The sequence below is a fragment of the Paenarthrobacter sp. YIM B13468 genome (genome assembly GCF_042788025.1).
GTDB lineage: Bacteria > Actinomycetota > Actinomycetes > Actinomycetales > Micrococcaceae > Arthrobacter > Arthrobacter aromaticivorans.
This window is the reverse complement of the sequence record NZ_JBHZPI010000004.1, coordinates 171,568-189,036: the sequence shown is the minus strand read 5'-3', so window position 1 is coordinate 189,036 and position 17,469 is coordinate 171,568. Positions and strand designations below refer to the sequence as shown.

Genomic DNA, 17,469 nt, shown 5'->3' with positions numbered 1-17,469 from the left:
CCAGTCACGTTGGCTTGAGTCGATTCCAGTGGCCCCATTACACACTCCCCCAGTTGGTGTACCTGTGGACCATGCTAAGTCTCCGGGGCTGGATCATGAAGGGAAATCCCGTCCGATTTCTCGAAAAAGCTTGCAATATGAGTTCAAACTCATAATATGGGATCAGTGATGTGGCCTATCTCACGGCGTGCATCAGTTCCCAGCCTTCAGAGTGGAAGGCCCAACGATCGGATTTCCCATGTCAGACATTGCTGTTCTGATCAACACAGCTGTAGCGGTCCTGGCCGCGGTTGTGCTGATCGTCCGCTTCAGAGTCAACCCCGTCATTTCCCTGGTCATCGCTTCCGTGTATTTGGGCCTGGCAGTCGGCCTCGGGGTCGAAGAGACCGTCAAGACCATCACGTCCGGCTTCGGCGAGATCATGGTCGATGTAGGCCTGCTCATCGCCTTCGGCGTTTTGATGGGCTCCATCCTCAATCAGAGCGGAGCTATCCGGCGCCTGGTGGAGCATCTCCTCAAGACCTTCGGCCCCAAACGCCTTCCGTACACCATGGGGCTGGCGATAGGCACGCTCCTCCAGTCCATCTTCCTGGATGTCCTCCTGGTTATCTCAGCCCCGCTTGCCCGCAAGCTGGCTCCCAAAATCGGAAAACTGGGAACGGCACGGATGGCAACCGCCATGGCTATCGCACTGGAATGCGGCATCGTCTTCACGGTGCCCGGTGTGGCTTCCCTGGCACTGGCCGGTCTCCTCAACGTCCCACTCGGCAAGATGCTTCTCTTCGGCCTGCTGCTGGTGGTTCCCACCATCATCATTTCCATTGCCATCATGACGTTCCTCTTCCGCCGCGGTTTCTGGAATGAAGCCAAGGACGAGGACCACACATTCGTGGCCGAGGAAGACAGCGAGGGCGAGGAACCCACCAGCGGCTCACTCCCCGGAACAGAGACCGCCAGCAACTCTGGCGCCAGCTCCAGCACCCAGCCAACCAAGGGCGCGGTGGTTGTTGCCGAACGCGAGAGCAATGAGAAACCGCTGATCATGCTCTTTGCCCCCCTCCTGACTTCCCTGATCCTCATCGGTGCGGGCGCTATCCTCCAGATTTTCAAGATCGATCTCCCCTGGCTCCAGCTGCTTGGCGAACCCGTCATCGCTCTTCTCATTGGGCTGATCGGCACCTGCCTTGTAACCCGGGCGTCGATTGGCCAGAAAAAGGTTGAAGAGGCCATTGCTGTGGGCTTCAAGGAAAGCGGACAGATCCTGATCCTGACCGGCGTGGGCGGATCCCTGGCAGCCACCGTCAAAGCCGCCGGGCTCGGCGACATCCTTGGTGGCTTCTTCTCAGCGAGCACCGTGGCCCCGTTGCTGGTGGTGTGGGCCATCGCCGCAGCGCTGCACATCGCCGTCGGCTCCGTCACCCTGTCCGCCATTACGGCCGCCGGGCTGCTGGCACCCATCGCCCCAGCTATTGGACTTGATCCCGTGCTGCTGGCCCTCGCCGCTGGCGCCGGCTCGCTCTTCATGGTTCACGTCACCAGCAACACGTTCTGGCTCTTGCAGTCTCTTTTGGGCCAGAGTGTGAGGGGTGCATTGAAATCGGTCACGGTGGGAGTTTCGGTAGCCTCCGTGGTCGCGATCCTGCTGATCCTGCCCATGAGCCTGCTGTTCTGACCGCCCGCCGACCGTCCCATCACAAAAGCACGCACGAGAGAAGACCATGACACACGAAACAATCGCCCCGTTGGACGGCGTCCGAGTCCTCGAACTCGGCAATTACATTGCCGCTCCCACGGCTGGCAGGCTGCTAGCCGATTTCGGCGCTGAAGTCATCAAGGTCGAGCGTCCAGGCAGCGGCGACGAGCTCCGCAATTGGCGCCTCCACAAGGGCAACACTTCCATGCTCTACCGCACGCTGAACCGCAACAAGAAGTCCGTGGTCCTGGATCTCCGCACCGAGGCAGGGAAGCAGGCTGTCCTGGCCTTGGTTGCCAAGTCGGACATCCTGCTTGAGAACTTCCGCCCCGGAACGCTGGAGAAGTGGGGTCTAGGGCCCGAAGTCCTCAACCAAGCCAATCCGGACCTCATCGTCACCCGCATCTCTGCCTTTGGACAGACAGGGCCATTGTCCGAGCGGCCGGGGTTTGCCGCCGTCGCCGAGGCCTATAGCGGGTTCCGCAACCTGGTGGGTGACCCGGACCGCGCTCCGGTGCGTGTGGGCGTTTCCATCGGAGACTCGATCGCGGGCCTTTACGCCGCCTTTGGCTCCATGATGAGTCTTTACCAGCGTGAAGCACGACGCCGGAGCGCGGCCGGCGCTGTTCCCCTCGCCGAACGCATCATCGACGTCGCGCTGAACGAAGCAATGTTCTCCATGATGGAATCGCTTATCCCTGACTATCAGGCGTATGGCGTGGATCGGCAGCGCGTTGGTGGCCGGATGGAAGGCATTGCGCCCTCGAATGCGTACGTTTGCAAGGACGGCGCCAGCATTGTCGTGGCCGGAAATGGCGACTCGATTTTCCAGCGATACATGCAGACTATCGGCCGGCCGGACCTGGCCGAGGACCCGGCGCTGCAAACAAATGCCGGGCGCTGGGCTAGCCGCGAGGAACTGGACCAGGCAATCGGCGAGTGGACCGGCCAGCTGACCGCGCCTGAAGCATTGGCGGCCTTGGAGGACGCCGGAGTTCCTGCTGGTCCCATCTATACAGCTGCGGACATCAGTACGGACAGCCAATACGCGGCCCGCAATATGATCCAGAAGTTCGACGTTTCCACCGGCGAGGAGATCCTCCCGGGAGTAGGTTTCCCGGGCATCGTTCCCGTGATCGGGGAGCAGTCCCTGCCCATCCGCAACCTCGGACCGGACCTCGGCGAAAACACTGAAGAAATCCTTGGCGGCCTCCTTCACCTGGATGCTGCGCAAATCGATGCGGCGTCCGGCCGCGAGGAGGCCGTCCGACCATGAACCGCTTTGAAGGGCCTTTGGCCACAACCCTGGGTGACGCCATCCTGCGGGATGTCACGCTGAGGGATGGATTGCAACTGACCGGGAAACTCCTGCCAACAGAGCAGAAGATCGAAACGGTGCGTAAGCTGCTGCGGTTGGGTGTGCCAGCAATCGAGCTCGGTTCCATGGCCCGCGCGGACTTGGTCCCCACCATGGCCAACACACTCGAAGTGGTCCAGGCCCTCACGCCCGAGGAACTCGAGAAATGTTGGATATGGGTGGCCACACCGGGCCACGTCGCCAAGGCCGCCGCTGCTGGAGCACGGAATTTTCAGTACTGCCTGTCGGCCTCGGATTCGCATAACAAGGCCAATATCGGCCGCACCACGGACCAGAGCCTTGCCGCGTTGCCTGAGGCCGTTGAATACGCCCGCGCAGTGAATGGCCTGATCCAGCTGTGCATCGCGACGTCCTTCACCTGCCCCTTTGAAGGGTACGTTCCAGAGGAACGCATCCTCGCGATCGCCAATGACCCCCGGGCCGAGGGCACCACGGACATCGTCATCTGCGACACGCTGGGGCAAGCCGTCCCCGCACAGGTTTCACGCCTGATCACCCGTGTGCGGGATGAATCCCCTGCCCGGCGGATCGTCTACCACGGTCACGACACCTGGGGCTTGGGCGTTGCCAACACGCTCGCCGCAATCCAGGCGGGCGCAGCAATGGTCGACGGCGCTTTGGGCGGCCTGGGCGGCTGTCCCTTCGCCCCCGGCGCCAGCGGCAACACTTCCAGCGAAGACATACTCTTCGCCACCCGACCCGAGTGGCTCACGCCCGGGACTTTCGGCGGCCTCGTGGCTCTGTCCGAGAAGCTACTCGCGGAACTCGGGGAACCCAACCGTTCGAAGGCTGCCCAAGGCGCCCGCTCCCGGGCAGACGCCTTCGACTGGGTCATGCCGGCTGCCACGCCAACGACGGCACAGGGCAACTGAGACTGAGGCGATGCGGGCTGCCGGCCGCGCTGTGGCAGGGCTCTAGCTTGGCTTCCCCGCCCCGCCTGCCGCCATCAACTCCAGGCGACGCAGGGTTTCGCGGTTGCGGACGGTGATCATGGGATCCCTGAGTGCCTTTGGCACCACCTTTCCCGGGCCCCGAATCGCGTCCTCAGCCATAGAGACGCGGCACTGGTTGCCACCCAGCTCCTCCAAGGTAATGCGCACCTTTGCTTCACCTACGGGCCAGCCGCGGGCTAAAAGTTCCAGGCTACGGCCAGGTTCCACGCCGGTGACGCTGGTGCTGTCGTTGAGGAGGAGCGGCCATGCCCCCACGGAGTGATGGAGTTTGGAACCGACTTGTGGCCACTGGTCATCCACCGCGCGGATCCTTGAGGCGCCAACCACCCACCCGGAGTACAGCCAGCCGTCGGCCATGACGTTCCAGACGTCCGCGGCAGAGGACCTGAACAGCTGAGTAACAGTGGACATGGAGTTCCCTTCTGCGTGCCTTCGGCATCTGTGGTGAGACTAAGCTAAGCATGCTTATCAATTGTCCGCTACCGGCCGCCTACACTGTTGGCATGGAGAGCGGGGAGTGGCGTTATTGGGCGGCATGCGTAGCCCTGATGTCCACCTTGCCGCTGGCGGCATGTGACCGCTCCCCCAGCAAGGAACCGCCGACCAGCCCAGGGCCACAACCCATCTCCGTAGAGGTTAATCAATCCCGGGACCAATACGGCAAGCAAGCCATCCTCATACAGCTCACCAACTCCGCGGATGCTCCCGTTACCGTTACCGGTGCGCGGCTGAACTCCCCTTTATTTGAGAAAGACATCGTATGGGAGCCAACAGGCGGCGTCCTGGAGCTACCACCCCGGCAGCCCAAGAGCCTTCCCGCCAATTTGCCTGCGCCGCATTGCAGCCAGTCGCCTAATGGACCTATCAAGGCCATCGTTGAATATTCGGAGCCAGCTAAGGTACCCGCAGAAATCTCGGTTGAGGCGCAGGATCCGTTCAACGTCCTGCCCCGGAACGCCGACGAGCTGTGCTTGGCAGCGGACGCCGCCGCCGTAGCTACCATCGTCTTGAACTCCGATCTTGAGGTGGCCCCGGATGGTCGAACCGCCGTCGTGCGTCTTGTCATTACCCCTGCGAGCACTCCTGGTGAGTCACCGCAAAAGCTCACTATTAAGTCCATCGACGGAACCACGCTGCTGGCCGAATCGTCCACGGACCCCTGGCCGCGGGACATCGCGATATCGTCCGGCACGCCTCCGAAAGAGCTGCCCTTGACGATCCGTCCGGCGCGTTGCGACCCGCATGCGGTGGCCGAGGACAAGGTGGGAACGCTGTTGCCACTAAGGATTTCGGTGGGCACGCGGGAGGGCGTACTGAAAGTTGCAGCACCTAATGAGTTGCGTGGGCGTATCTACGACTTCGTGACGGCGGCCTGTGGTGGAGCCGCTCATTAGGCCATTTCATTCGTCAATCTCTCCGCCGTTAGTCTGACCGCGGACCGGCTGGACTTAGCCCACAGTAGCCAGAGCCGCCGGAGCGCATTCCACCCTGACTTTGACATTGGCTTCCACCGTCTTCACTTCACCGTCCATCTGGTATGGCAAGGGTTTGAGCGTAGTGAATTCATAGCTGCTCACGCTCGGCTGATCGCCCAAGCCTTGCGTTGTCGCTCGGAGGGCAGTCAGCAGCACCCGCCATTTGGGCATGTGCGGAAATATGATGACCTCGAATTTCCCATCAGAGGGGTGGTCTTCGGCCTCACTAAGCGTTGCGTACTTGGCCATTTCTGGGATGTTGGCGAAAACCAAGCTGTCGAATTTCCTGCGTTTGCCATCGGACGTGCGGATGCCAAATGGCTCGAACTTCGAAAAAGTCTTGATGACAGAGACCATCTCAGTCAGCGCTCCCTTGCTGCCCTTTTCGAGTTCGGTGGCCACAACAGGTGTGAGACCAAATCCGATGTAGGAATGCGCGTATTCCAAAGGCTCGCCTTCTTGTTGGCCCGTGTGAATGCTCAGGAGGTCAATTTTCCGGACGTGGCCCTCAGCAATAGCTTCTTCCAGGGGCTTGGTTCCCGTGATTCGGCGGTGATCGTTGGCGTTGCCCGCGGCCATGACCGCACACACTGCTTGCGGGTTCCCGGCCTGCATCACTCCGTTGACAACCTCGTTGTAGCCACCGTCACCACTCACGGAGACAACAAGGACGTCGCCTCCCCCTGCCGCCGCCGTCCTGGCCAACTCAACGGCATGTCCAGCGTGTTCAGTGGGCTGCAGGGTAATCTCTGGGGCGTAGGGGAGCGTGTCCTTCAGCTTGACCTGTAATTGCTCAGCCAGTTCGGGCGCATTGCCTGTGCTGTTGGGATTGAAAATAATGGCGATCGATTCAAAGTTCCGTGCCGAATGCATAATGTGCTCCTTGGGTGTACGCGCGTTTGGTTACTGCCTGTTAGCCCTTAATACCCCTACGACTCCCCCGGGAACCGCCCACCAATGAGTCTGGTCATATGTTCCGCGGTCGCGAGCAAAGGTTCCACCCACGCTTGGCACGTTTCCAGTGGCATCCGCAATGTAGGTCCGCTGATGGTGACTGCACCCACAAGGGCAGCAGCTGAATCGAACACTGGCGCCGAGAGCCCTGAGGCACCGTCTTCCCGTTCCCCTACAGTGATCGCAAAGCCATCAGCCCGCGTCTTCTTGACCGCGACCTCCAATTCCTCTGAGCTGGTGATCGTGTAGTCGGTAATGGGCTCCAACGGATCGCGAAGGACAGCCTCCATCAATTCAGGAGACCACGCAAGCAGGACCCTGCCCGCCGAACCCGCGTGAAGCGGAATGATCTTGCCAAGATGCATCTCGCGGCGGAGCGCGTGACGGGTATCCGCCATGGCGACGCACACGCGGTAGTGCTGTTCTGCTTTGAAGAAGCACGCAGTCTCACCGGTAGTATCGCGCAACGTCTTCAACAGTGGACTTAGGATGTCCACCACGTCCATGCCACGGGTCGCCGGAGCCGCCCAATAGGCCATCCGCATGCCAATGCGGTAGGCGTCGCCTTCGCGGTCCAGGAATCCTTGGGACGTCAGGTTGGTGACGAGACGCTGCACTGTGGAAGTCGGCATCCCGGTGTACTCGCGAATGTCGCTCAGCTGCAGCACCGGCTTCGATAGGGAAAAGGCGTCCAATATAGACGTGATCTTGCCAAGGACAAGCAAAGGGTTGCCGTTGGCCTTGGCGGAAGCATCGGATGCTGACATAAGTCTCACGCTAAACGCTCGCCGGAGGGGACGCCAATTCCGCTCCGGTTGGAGCTACAACAGGACAGTGCCCTGGATACACGTGGCCGATGCCCCTCCGACCCAAATGTCACCGTTCTCAGCCTTCACATGGATGCGACCCGCCCTGCCCAAGGCAGTGCCCTGCGCCGCCACGTATTCTTCAGGCGCCCGCCCCGAACCGATCAGCCACTGCGCTGCACCGGCGTTGAAACTGCCGGTCACGGGATCTTCCACCATGGCGTCGCCGGGAATGAACGTGCGCACTTCAAAGTCGACGTCGGAGCCAGGCTTGTGGGGGCCGATCACCCCGACCTTGAGGTCACCCATCGCCACCAGATCCGGTTCGATTGCCAGGACTTGTTCCGCAGACTCAAGCAGGACGCCAACCCATTCCGGGCCGTTCACCAGCCATGATGCGTCCAGTAAGGAGGCCTCCGGGAGCCTAAGGCCGGCTGCCAGCTGGGAACGAACGGCGGCATCCACCGCCTCGAAGCGGGTCAGTGGTGGTGCAGCGAAGGCCAGCCGGCCGGCGTCGTGCTTCACCCGGACCAAACCTGCGCCGCATTCCTGCACCAACACGCCGTCAGTCTTGGGCTCTCCCCCGGCCTGCAGCCAAGTGTGGGCGGAACCGAGGGTTGGGTGCCCAGCGAAAGGGAACTCCTCGCTGCCCGTGAAGATGCGCACTCGGTAATCGGCACGCGGATCTGTTGGAGGTAGAAGGAAGGTGGTCTCGGAGAGGTTGGTCCAGTTGGCGAAGTGCTGCATTGCCTCGCTGCTTAGTCCCTCTGCGTCCATTACTACTGCCAGCGGGTTACCGCGATATGGCTGGGCCGAGAAGACGTCGACCTGGTGGAAGGGGCGGATACGCAAGGATTCTGAAGTCACCGCTGCAGGTTATCACTGGGTAGCCGGCCAATCGTGAGTCTGGAAAACTACGAACATGGCAGAGAACAAGACCCAGCCCACAAGCATGTCCGTGGATGAATTCCTTTCCTCCGTGGAGCACCCTGGCCGGCGCGCCGATGGGCTGGAACTGCGGAGGATGATGCAGGAGATTACCGGCGAGGATGGGGTTATGTGGGGGCCTACAATCGTGGGCTTCGGTAGCTACCACTACAAATACGAGAGCGGGCGGGAAGGTGACTCTGCCGCCGTCGGTTTCTCACCGCGCAAGACGAACCTGGCACTCTATGGCCTCACATACGGGCCCGATGCCGAGCGTCTGCTTGCGGAGTTGGGCAAGCACAAGACCGGAGCGGCATGTTTATACATCAATAGGCTGGACGACGTGGACCGGGAAATCCTCGCAGAGATGATCCGGACGGGCTACCAACACGTCATGTCTGAGCTCCACACACCGTCCTCATAAGCAAAAGGACCCCCACCACCGGAAACCGGCGGCGGGGGTCCTTCGTAGCGGTCAGAGACTACTTCCCTGCAACGACCTCAAGGTCGATAACAGCGGAAACATCCTCGTGCAGGCGAACGTTGGCCTGGTACGAACCGACAGACTTGATGTGGTTCGGCAGTTCAACGTTGCGCTTGTCGATGGCGCCGAGGCCAGCGGCCTCAACAGCAGCAGCGACATCAGCAGGCTTGACGGTGCCGAAGAGACGACCGGACTCGCCGGCCTTCACCTCGAGCTTGACCTTCTTGGAGGACAGAGCCTGAGCCTGTGCCTGTGCAGCTTCAACAGAAGCGTGGGCACGAGCAGCGCGGGCAGCCTTGATGGTCTCAACCTGCTTCTCGCCACCCTTGGTCCAGGTCAGAGCGAAGCCGCGGGGCAGCAGGAAGTTACGTGCGTAACCGTCCTTGACCTCGACAACGTCGCCAGCAGCACCGAGACCGGTTACTTCGTGGGTCAGAATGAGCTTTGCCATGTTAGTTAATCCCTTCCCTTAGCCGCGGCCAGCGCCGGAGTAAGGCAGCAGAGCAACTTCGCGGGCGTTCTTGATTGCCTGGGCGATCTTGCGCTGTTCCTGAACGGTAACGCCAGTAACGCGACGAGCGCGGATCTTTCCGCGGTCGGAGATGAACTTGCGCAGCAGTGCTACGTCCTTGTAGTCGATGACAGTGATGTCAGCGGCCTTCAAGGGGTTGGACTTTGGTTTGGGCTTACGGAGTTCAGCCTTAGCCATCGTGGAGCTCCTTTTCTATGGAGCCCGTGGATATTGATCCACGGGATGGTGGTGTTCGACGGCGGTAGTCGCCCGGATGCCTTGCAGCAGTCCCGGCGGGTTCCGGCGTCGGACTTTTTCTTGGTGTTTAGAAGGGAGGTTCGGAATCCGGGCCGTTGCCCCAGCCGCCTGCATTGCTGACTCCGGGCGTAGCCCAAGGGTCATCCTGCTGCGCGGGCTGGTTGCCGCCCCAGTTTCCACCGGAGTTGCCGCCCTGGCTTGCACCAGCTGCTGCACCTCCGCCAAAGCCACCGGCGTTACCGCCACCGAAGCCACCCTGGCCACCGTTTCCGGCGCCGAACTGGCCACCGGAGCGCTGGGTACGGTTGACTTTGGCGTTTGCGTAACGCAGGCTCGGGCCGATTTCATCGACCTCAAGCTCGATAACGGTGCGCTTCTCGCCTTCCTTGGTTTCGTAAGAACGGCTCTTCAAACGGCCGGAAACAATGACGCGCATGCCCTTGGTAAGGGACTCGGCCACGTTCTCGGCTGCTTCGCGCCAGACGGAAGCGCGGAGGAACAGGGTTTCCCCGTCCTTCCACTCATTCGACTGACGATCAAAGGTCCGGGGAGTAGAAGCGATGGTGAAGTTCGCTACTGCTGAGCCAGACGGGGTGAACCGCAGCTCCGGGTCATTGGTGAGATTACCGATGACCGTAATAGTGGTTTCGCCTGCCATCTACTGCCTCCTTGTTCGTTCCTGCGGTGTAAAGATCTGGAAGGGGCTGATTACTCAGCAACGACCTTCTGGTCTTCGGGGCGGATGATCTTGGTGCGCATGATCGTCTCGTTAAGAGACAGCTGGCGGTCAAGTTCCTTGGCGGTAGCCGGCTCAGCGGTGAAGTTCACCACTGCGTAGATACCTTCGGACTTCTTCTTGATGTCGTATGCCAGACGGCGACGGCCCCAGATGTCAACCTTTTCGATGGTTCCACCATCGGTGGTGATGACATTAAGGAACTTCTGAAGCGACGGCTCTACGGTACGCTCTTCGACCTCGGGGTCGATGATTACCATCAATTCGTAAGGACGCATATGTGAACCCACCTCCTTTGGGCTAAGCGGTTACGGTATTTCCGTAACAGGAGGTTCATTTGCGATGCTGTGGCTCGCTCCCCCGCCGAAGATTCGGAAGGAGGGCGCAACACAGACTTCAATATCTTAGTGCATCTCCTGCACCCAAAGCTATTCGGTGGGATCCTGGACCGAAACCCGCCAGTCGCCGTATGTGGATAACCTTGGCCCCAGAGGAAGCTGGCGTGCGATGGAAACGACAAAACCCCTGGAAGATCAGCGATCTTCCAGGGGTTTCCTGTGCGCGGAGGGGGACTTGAACCCCCACCCCCTTTCGAGGACTAGCACCTCAAGCTAGCGCGTCTGCCATTCCGCCACCCGCGCAGGGTGATTCGGAGAAACAGTGTTTCGTTTTTCTCCGTAACAGCGACAAAGACACTAACACGAGGATGCCCATTTAGTGGATTCCTGTGTCCCAATGCCCCGGATCAAAAGGAGAACCCGGACTAGGGTGGGGGCATGGATGCACTGAACAGAGTTCGGCGTAGCCGCCTGCGTTTCGTTGTCATGGTGGCAGCCGGCGCCCTAGCCTTCATGGTCACCGGAGCCGCAGGCAGCTGGGTTGATGCGCCGGCCGTGGGCTGGGCAACGGCAGCGCTGATCTATGTTGTCTGGGTGTGGCTGGTGATAGCGCGAATGGACCCCGCCGAGACCCGGCAACACGCGACATCCGAGGACCCGTCCCGTGGAGTCACCGACGTTCTGATCCTTATCGCAAACCTGGCCAGCATCGCCGCTGCTGCGGCGGTGATCGTCAACTCGCACACTGAAGGAACGGACACGCGCTTTTATTCCGCCGCACTCTCGCTGGCGTGCGTGGCCCTGTCCTGGATGCTGGTCCAAACGCTCTTCACCCTGCGCTACGCCGAGCTCTATTACAGCCCTGAAGCCGAGGCCGGTGGTGGAGTTGGTGGCATCAGCTTCAACCAGGACCGCCCACCGCAATATACGGATTTCGCCTATCTGGCCACCAGCCTGGGCATGACGTATCAGGTCTCAGACACCAACCTGAGCAACCATAGGATCCGGCTTGAGGCCTTGAAACACAGTCTGCTGTCCTACTTGTTCGGCACCGTCATCCTGGCCGCCACAATCAACCTCGTCATTGGCTTGGCCCAGTAGCCCATTAACCGCCCGTAGCTCAGTTCCCGGCGGCGCGCCCAGGCGTAGGCTACTTGCCATGAAGCCCCGGCTGATCTGGGTTGCGGCGATTATTCTGGTGGCCGCGATCGGCGGACTGGTGTGGTTCGCCGTGGACAAGTCACGCGTGTGCCCTGCAATTGGGAACGCCGCTCCGATCGAGCTGAAGATAGCCTCAACGCCAAGCCGCGTCCAGGCATGTTTCGGAGACGGCTGCACACCGCGGCCCGTCCAGCAGCAGACGGATGGCCGCTGGCTCATCCCCCAGGAGCCCCCGTATCTACCTGCCGGGCAATCAGCCTCCCCGCCCAGCGTTGTGGCCAAGGTCCGTGTGGTGGTCAAGGAGGCAGGCAAACGCCAGCGGGACTCCGTCTTCGACATCCCTGCCATACCTGGTGTTCCGGACACCACCGGCGCACAGTGCCCAGGACCCATCCAGTACCTCCCCGTTGAGGTGCCTTAAACCACAAACGGGGCAGCCGCCGTCGAACACTGACGGCGGCTGCCCCGGACGAAAAGGACGCCTACGACGCCGGACCGGAACCCAACGTCACACGCTCGGCATCCGCGTCACCCGCCGGAGCGGACGGCGTCCCGCGCTTGCGGTATCGGAATACGCCGATGGCGACGACAACAGCGGCCAAGGCCAGCGAGAGGAAGAGCGATTCTCGCGTGGATTCAAGGATCACCATGCCGATGATGAGCGCAACGATGCTTCCGATTGCGATCCACGTGAGGTACGGGAACATCCACATCTTGAGGTTCAGGTCCTTGGCGGCCGCGCCCATCCGGCGGCGGAGGATGAGCTGTGAGCTGGCGATAACCAGCCACACAAACAAGGCGATAGCGCCGGACGTGTTGACGAGGAACAGGAACACGGTATCCGGAGCGACGTAGTTCAGGCCAACAGTGATGAACCCCACCACGGTGGAGGCCAGCACTGCTGCCGCAGGAACGCCGCGCTTGGAAATCTTCATCCAGGATTTGGGAGCGTCGCCACGCTGCGAGAGCGAGAAAAGCATGCGGCTTGCCGTGTACAGGCCCGAGTTCAGGCAGGAGAGAACCGACGTGAGCACCACGATGTCCATGATGGTGCCGGCACCCGGGATTCCGTAAAGCTCAATCACGGCAACATACGGGCTCTTGGCAACTGAGGCGCTGTTCCACGGCAGGAGCGTGACCACAATGGCAATGGAGCCGATGTAGAAGATCAAGATGCGCCACACAGTGGACTTCACAGCCTTCTTTACGGCATCTACTGGGTTTTCGGACTCGCCCGCGGCGATCGTGGCAATCTCGGCACCAAAGAACGAGAAGACCACCACGAGGATGCCAGCCAAGACCGCCCCGGGACCGTTGGGCATAAAGCCGCCCTGGTCCAGAAGGTTGGCGACGCCCGGCGCGGAAACACCCGGGATCAAGCCAAGGATGGCGGCAATGCCTGCGAGTAGGAAGATGACGATGGCAGCCACCTTGATCGACGCGAACCAGAATTCAAACTCGCCGTAGGACTTCACGGAGCCCAGGTTGGTCAATGTCAGGAGGACCATGAGTACCAGCGCCCAAACCCATTGGTCGACGCCTGGAACCCAGCGATGCATGATGGCAGCACCTGCGGTGGCCTCGATGCCCAGCACGATGATCCAGAACCACGCGTAGAGCCAGCCAATGCTGAAGCCAGCCCAACGGCCCAACGCCTTGTCCGCGTAGGTGGAGAAGGAGCCTGTCTCCGGGTTGGCCGCAGCCATCTCGCCAAGCATCCGCATGACGAGGATGACCACCAGGCCAGCGGCCAGATAGGCGACAAGGATGCCCGGACCAGCCTGTTGGATGGCGGCGCCGGATCCCACAAAGAGCCCAGCACCAATCACGCCGGCGATGGCGATCATGGAGAGGTGTCGTGGCTTCAGGGACTTTGAAAGCTGTTGGTCAGCGTGCATGGGTCGGCGCCGTCCTTAGTCTGTTTGGAGAAGGGGCCCAGTTGATGTGCAGTGGGCCACATGGCTTTCCCAGAGTAGCCATCCGGACAGGGCATCTTCTTGTGCAGATGTACATTTTGACGTTCTTCAAAACGGAAGCACGCACAAAAAGTATGATAATAAGCATCCAAAGTTTCCCCTGCGAAACATTGGAAACGCTCTTGAAATGAGTCCTTGAGGCTTTTGGTTTCCTTGGAGGACCTCAGACGGCAGTTCGGTAGAACAGTTCAGCCACAGAAGCCAAACGGAAGGCGTCCTCAACGCCGCACAACTCCCGTGCCGAATGCATGGACAGCAGAGGGATGCCCACATCAACTGTCCTGATGCCCAAGCGCGTCGCGGTCAGTGGACCGATGGTGGAACCGCATGGAAGGTCATTGTTGGAGACATATTCCTGGTACGGCACATTTGCTTCCGCGCACATCCGCGCCCACAGCGCAGCCCCCGCCGCATCGGTGGCGTAGCGCTGGTTGGCATTGATCTTCAACAGCGGCCCACCGTTGAGTACGGGACGGTTTACCGGATCATGCCTCTCGGCGTAGTTCGGGTGGACGGCGTGGCCGGCATCCGCAGAGACACAGAACGACGCCGCCAAGGACTGCCGCCGCTGGCTCACCGAAGCGCCAAGACCGTCAGAGATTCGAGTCAGGATGTCCTCGAGGATGGGCCCGCAGGCCCCGGAGCGCGAGTTGGAACCGATCTCTTCATGGTCAAAAGCAGCGAGGACAGCGATGGGGCCGTCTTCCGGGCCTGCCTTCGCATGTCCAATCAATGCCACCAAACCAGCGTGGGTCGAAGAAAGGTTGTCCAAGCGGCCGGAGGCGAAGAACTCACCCTTAGCGCCGAAAACCGCGGGCGCCTGCGTATCCGCCACCACGACGTCGTAACCCCCGATGTCCGCCGGATCAACGGCGGTGCCCTCGGTTCGCTCGGCAAGCAGGCCCAAAAGATCTTCATTGGCTGGATCGCCCTGCCCGAAAATCGGGTTCATGTGCTGCTGCTTGGAAAGCAGGAGGCCGTTGTCATTAACCCCACGATCCAAGTGAATGGCCAGTTGCGGGAAGCGCAGGAGCGGGCCGGTTGCAGTCAGGTGCTGCGTGCCGTCGCGTAACACCAGGCGACCGGCCAGTTGCAGCTCACGGTCCAGCCAGGAGTTCAGGAGTGGCCCTCCGTACACCTCGACGCCGGCCTGCAGCCAGCCGAACTTCCCGGTGGTGGGCTTCGGCTTGAGTTTGAAGGAGGGGGAGTCTGTGTGGGCGCCCAGAATATTGAAGCCCGTGGTTGGACCGGCATTCTCCGGAGTTACCCACGCGATCAGGGCGCCATCGCGGATGACGTAGAACTTACCCGCGCCACGTTCCCACGGCTGCAGTTCATCCAGTGAGGTGAAGCCAGCGCTATTGAGCCGCCGACCGGCCTCGTGCGCTGCATGGAAGCTGGATGGCGAAGCCGAAACATATGCGCCGAGGTCCTGGATGTGGTCAGTTGCTGCGGAGGCATTCGAAGGCATGCCCCGAGTCTAGCCGCGCTCGTCGACCGCTTCGCGTCAGACCGTGACGTTCAGCGCGGCTGTGTAGCCTCCCTGGACGGAGCCCGACATAGTGGCCAGCTGATATATGCCCCCATCGTCACCAAAGACGTTGTCATCTGCCAGGGTGCTCTTTGCGAAGTTTCGGGCACTCGACTCGTATCCCTCCAACGCGTAGACGTCCTTGCACGCTGCCTCGGTCAGGGCGATCTGGGACACTGCCAGCACCTGCCCGGCCGCAGAAGTGTTGCTCATGGATTCAAATACCTCAAAGTGAATATGAGGCCACCGGCCACTGTAGGCGCCGGGATAGATGGAGGTGAAAGTTACCTGGCCGTTGCTGTCGGTTTCCTGGACGCCACGGAGGTAGTTCTCGTTCTTCAGCCCCGAGTCGTACAGGGAATACTTTCCATTCTGGTCACAGTGCCATACATAGACAGCTGCGCCCGCCAGCGGCGAGCAACCGTTGGCGTTATCCAGGAGCGTCAGGGTGAAAGACAGTGGGACACCCGTGGCCTTCGTGGTGGAGCTACTGAAGCTTGAACTGATGTCCTTTCGAACCACTCCCGATGCTTCGAGCACATTCGGCCCGTTGGAACCGTCGCCGGGATATGGGCCGACTGTTTCCTCGGGGATCTCGACCCCGCATTCGGCGAGGGCGCGCGTCACGGTACTCGTAGCGGAAGGTGTTACGGCCGCCGTCGTACTTTCTGTTGCGGTAGCGGCAGCGCCGGAGGACGACGACGGCGACGCGCCGCCACCTCCGGAACCCGGCGTGCAGGCAGCCAGGGCTGCTGCCGTCCCGGCGCCGAACAGGAGGCCGAATGATCGCCGACGGCTCAGGAGAGTGGAGAGATCGAATTCGAGGCCGCGATCGTGGTCTGGATGGGGCTGTGGGGAGGTCATGCGTCCATCAAACCCACGGGGGCTGTGACTTGTACATGCCGAACCCATGGTGGCGCTGTGAAAGCCGCAGACTAAGAGCTCTCGCACCGTGTGTGCAATATAAACATTTCTATATGCTTGTAATGCTCGTCACGTTGTGCCACCATTGCTCCCAGTAAGCACACCTCGGAAGGCATTGCCCCATGAACATTGAATTGAAAGCCGTGCGAAAGCTGCGCATCCACTGGCCCATTCCGCTGGACACCATGACCCAACTGGCCAGTGGCGATCTGGGCGCTCTGGAGTCCGACGCCGGCATCGCCTCGCTGCTGCAAACGCTCACCGCAACGCCGGAGCTGGGTGGCTTCGGTAATTACCACCACGTCTTTGAGTCCTCGGCAGGGTTCGAGGGCTTTACCGTCGCCGAAGGTGCCAATCCCACGCTGGGAAGCGTGGGGAAGAGGACCATCTCGCCGACCTTTGTCTTCACCACATACTTCGATGATTCGCTCTCTGAGCAGGCCGTTCATGAGCTCGTCCAGCGGATCGTCGATATCCACCCGTGGGAAGTTCCCGTCATTGAAGTCTCCGCGCCACTGAGTGTCTCCAGCAGTGCCCACGCTCCTGTCACTGAAAGCCGGGTGGCCTGATGAATTACCCGCTATGGCAGCAGCTCGCGCCCCTGCTCGAAGGCAGGACGTACACCGATCTGACGCATGCTTTCCATCCAGGTCAGCCGCGCTTCGCGGCCTTTCCGGATGAGTCCCGCGAAGCCCTCTTTGACATGGAAAAAGGGGACGGCTTTACTGCCCACCGGTACTCGATCGTGGGCCAGTGGGGAACCCACGTGGATCCGCCGTCGCACTTTGTGCGGGGAGGCCGAACGCTGGACCAGATACCCGTGGAACAAATGCTCTTGCCCTTGGTTGTCCTGGATATCAGTGACCGTGTCAGCAAGGATGAAGATGCCACCCCAACACTCGCCGATGTCCAGGCTTGGGAGGAGAGGAACGGGCACATTTTGGCGGGTTCATTCGTGGCGCTCCGCACTGGTTGGAGCAGGCGGTGGCCCGATGCCCAGGCCATGGCGAACAAGGACCAAGCCGGCATCAGCCACACTCCCGGCTGGTCGAGGGAGGTTCTGGAATTCCTGATCGAGAACCGTGCTGTGGCTGCCGTGGGCCACGAACAAACGGACACTGATCCCGGCGTCGCAACTTCCCAGCAGGACTTCAGCCTGGAAACTTATGTCCTGGCCCGGGACAAGTGGCAGATTGAACTTCTTGCCAACCTGGACAACGTGCCCGAGGCCGGGGGCGTCCTGGTTGCTTCCTGGGCCAAACCCCTGGAAGGCAGTGGATTTCCGGCCAGGGTTTTCGCAATCCACTAAGGCCCGCGCCTGTCCCCCGCCCTGGTCCGCCGCGCCTGCGGCCAATAGCTAGAAT

The 17,469-nt window shown here is 61.0% G+C and carries 20 protein-coding genes and 1 tRNA gene; 9 read left to right on the top strand and 12 right to left on the bottom strand.

Translation table 11 applies throughout. From position 1 onward, the window contains the following. Nucleotides 1-238 precede the first annotated feature (238 nt). The 3 genes from ACFX4T_RS05910 to ACFX4T_RS05900 are packed head-to-tail and all read left to right on the top strand — an operon-like array spanning nucleotide 239 to nucleotide 3,943. Complete coding sequence (locus ACFX4T_RS05910; RefSeq protein ID WP_377651107.1) at nucleotides 239-1,672, top strand: GntP family permease; 1,434 nt, start codon at nucleotides 239-241, stop codon at nucleotides 1,670-1,672. A gap of 46 nt (nucleotides 1,673-1,718) precedes the next feature. Next, a complete protein-coding gene (locus tag ACFX4T_RS05905) occupies nucleotides 1,719-2,969 on the top strand; it encodes a CaiB/BaiF CoA transferase family protein (protein WP_377651106.1) in 1,251 nt (416 codons plus the stop codon). Continuing rightward, the gene (locus tag ACFX4T_RS05900) at nucleotides 2,966-3,943 is read left to right on the top strand and encodes a hydroxymethylglutaryl-CoA lyase (RefSeq protein WP_377651105.1); all 978 of its coding nucleotides are present in this window, start codon (nucleotides 2,966-2,968) and stop codon (nucleotides 3,941-3,943) included. Before ACFX4T_RS05905 ends, ACFX4T_RS05900 begins: the two co-directional genes overlap by 4 nt. A 42-nt stretch (nucleotides 3,944-3,985) precedes the next feature. Here ACFX4T_RS05900 and ACFX4T_RS05895 read toward each other — a convergent pair whose 3' ends face one another. Next, nucleotides 3,986-4,435 carry an SRPBCC family protein gene (locus ACFX4T_RS05895; RefSeq protein WP_377651104.1) on the bottom strand — a complete coding sequence of 150 codons (450 nt, stop codon included), beginning with the start codon at nucleotides 4,433-4,435 and terminating at the stop codon, nucleotides 3,986-3,988. Between the two features lie 92 nt (nucleotides 4,436-4,527). On the opposite strand from ACFX4T_RS05895, the gene ACFX4T_RS05890 reads away from it, so the two are divergent. After that, entirely contained in the window at nucleotides 4,528-5,418 is an 891-nt protein-coding gene (locus ACFX4T_RS05890) for a hypothetical protein (protein ID WP_377651103.1), read from the top strand. A gap of 54 nt (nucleotides 5,419-5,472) precedes the next feature. Here ACFX4T_RS05890 and ACFX4T_RS05885 read toward each other — a convergent pair whose 3' ends face one another. The 3 genes from ACFX4T_RS05885 to ACFX4T_RS05875 are packed head-to-tail and all read right to left on the bottom strand — an operon-like array spanning nucleotide 5,473 to nucleotide 8,126. Next, nucleotides 5,473-6,372 carry a diacylglycerol/lipid kinase family protein gene (locus ACFX4T_RS05885; protein WP_377651102.1) on the bottom strand — a complete coding sequence of 300 codons (900 nt, stop codon included), beginning with the start codon at nucleotides 6,370-6,372 and terminating at the stop codon, nucleotides 5,473-5,475. Between the two features lie 56 nt (nucleotides 6,373-6,428). Continuing rightward, nucleotides 6,429-7,220, bottom strand: coding sequence for an IclR family transcriptional regulator (locus ACFX4T_RS05880; protein ID WP_377651101.1), 792 nt, complete (start codon nucleotides 7,218-7,220; stop codon nucleotides 6,429-6,431). 54 nt (nucleotides 7,221-7,274) lie between these two features. Next, nucleotides 7,275-8,126, bottom strand: coding sequence for a PhzF family phenazine biosynthesis protein (locus ACFX4T_RS05875; RefSeq protein WP_377651100.1), 852 nt, complete (start codon nucleotides 8,124-8,126; stop codon nucleotides 7,275-7,277). 55 nt (nucleotides 8,127-8,181) lie between these two features. Here ACFX4T_RS05875 and ACFX4T_RS05870 point away from each other — a divergent pair, with 55 nt between their 5' ends. After that, complete coding sequence (locus tag ACFX4T_RS05870) at nucleotides 8,182-8,610, top strand: DUF1801 domain-containing protein (protein ID WP_377651099.1); 429 nt, start codon at nucleotides 8,182-8,184, stop codon at nucleotides 8,608-8,610. Between the two features lie 58 nt (nucleotides 8,611-8,668). Here ACFX4T_RS05870 and rplI read toward each other — a convergent pair whose 3' ends face one another. The 5 genes from rplI to ACFX4T_RS05845 all read right to left on the bottom strand — a co-directional run bounded on the left by rplI (nucleotide 8,669) and on the right by ACFX4T_RS05845 (nucleotide 10,816). Then, entirely contained in the window at nucleotides 8,669-9,121 is a 453-nt protein-coding gene (rplI, locus tag ACFX4T_RS05865; protein WP_216924483.1) for a 50S ribosomal protein L9, read from the bottom strand. Between the two features lie 18 nt (nucleotides 9,122-9,139). Further along, on the bottom strand, nucleotides 9,140-9,379 hold the full coding sequence (gene rpsR / locus ACFX4T_RS05860; protein ID WP_003800144.1) for a 30S ribosomal protein S18: 240 nt from the start codon (nucleotides 9,377-9,379) through the stop codon (nucleotides 9,140-9,142). 127 nt (nucleotides 9,380-9,506) lie between these two features. Then, on the bottom strand, nucleotides 9,507-10,097 hold the full coding sequence (locus ACFX4T_RS05855) for a single-stranded DNA-binding protein (protein WP_216924481.1): 591 nt from the start codon (nucleotides 10,095-10,097) through the stop codon (nucleotides 9,507-9,509). A 50-nt stretch (nucleotides 10,098-10,147) separates the two neighbouring features. Then, complete coding sequence (gene rpsF, locus ACFX4T_RS05850) at nucleotides 10,148-10,453, bottom strand: 30S ribosomal protein S6 (RefSeq protein WP_021473324.1); 306 nt, start codon at nucleotides 10,451-10,453, stop codon at nucleotides 10,148-10,150. A 280-nt stretch (nucleotides 10,454-10,733) separates the two neighbouring features. Next, nucleotides 10,734-10,816 (bottom strand) — tRNA-Leu (locus ACFX4T_RS05845). 135 nt (nucleotides 10,817-10,951) lie between these two features. Between ACFX4T_RS05845 and ACFX4T_RS05840 the strand changes: the two genes are divergently transcribed. Then, on the top strand, nucleotides 10,952-11,614 hold the full coding sequence (locus ACFX4T_RS05840; RefSeq protein WP_223947409.1) for a DUF1345 domain-containing protein: 663 nt from the start codon (nucleotides 10,952-10,954) through the stop codon (nucleotides 11,612-11,614). A 58-nt stretch (nucleotides 11,615-11,672) separates the two neighbouring features. Continuing rightward, nucleotides 11,673-12,095, top strand: coding sequence for a hypothetical protein (locus ACFX4T_RS05835; RefSeq protein ID WP_377651097.1), 423 nt, complete (start codon nucleotides 11,673-11,675; stop codon nucleotides 12,093-12,095). A gap of 61 nt (nucleotides 12,096-12,156) precedes the next feature. On the opposite strand, the gene ACFX4T_RS05830 is transcribed toward ACFX4T_RS05835, so the two are convergent. The 3 genes from ACFX4T_RS05830 to ACFX4T_RS05820 form a co-directional block, all read right to left on the bottom strand. After that, entirely contained in the window at nucleotides 12,157-13,572 is a 1,416-nt protein-coding gene (locus ACFX4T_RS05830; RefSeq protein ID WP_377651096.1) for an amino acid permease, read from the bottom strand. A gap of 241 nt (nucleotides 13,573-13,813) precedes the next feature. Then, nucleotides 13,814-15,121, bottom strand: coding sequence for a M18 family aminopeptidase (locus ACFX4T_RS05825; RefSeq protein WP_377651095.1), 1,308 nt, complete (start codon nucleotides 15,119-15,121; stop codon nucleotides 13,814-13,816). A 36-nt stretch (nucleotides 15,122-15,157) separates the two neighbouring features. After that, nucleotides 15,158-16,045, bottom strand: a complete 888-nt coding sequence (locus tag ACFX4T_RS05820) for an intradiol ring-cleavage dioxygenase (RefSeq protein ID WP_377651094.1) — start codon at nucleotides 16,043-16,045, stop codon at nucleotides 15,158-15,160. Between the two features lie 182 nt (nucleotides 16,046-16,227). Here ACFX4T_RS05820 and ACFX4T_RS05815 point away from each other — a divergent pair, with 182 nt between their 5' ends. Together ACFX4T_RS05815 and ACFX4T_RS05810 are read left to right on the top strand one after the other, a co-directional pair. Beyond that, a complete protein-coding gene (locus ACFX4T_RS05815; protein ID WP_377651093.1) occupies nucleotides 16,228-16,674 on the top strand; it encodes a hypothetical protein in 447 nt (148 codons plus the stop codon). After that, complete coding sequence (locus ACFX4T_RS05810) at nucleotides 16,674-17,414, top strand: cyclase family protein (RefSeq protein WP_216924463.1); 741 nt, start codon at nucleotides 16,674-16,676, stop codon at nucleotides 17,412-17,414. The genes ACFX4T_RS05815 and ACFX4T_RS05810 overlap by 1 nt, the downstream gene beginning before the upstream one ends. Nucleotides 17,415-17,469: the final 55 nt, after the last annotated feature.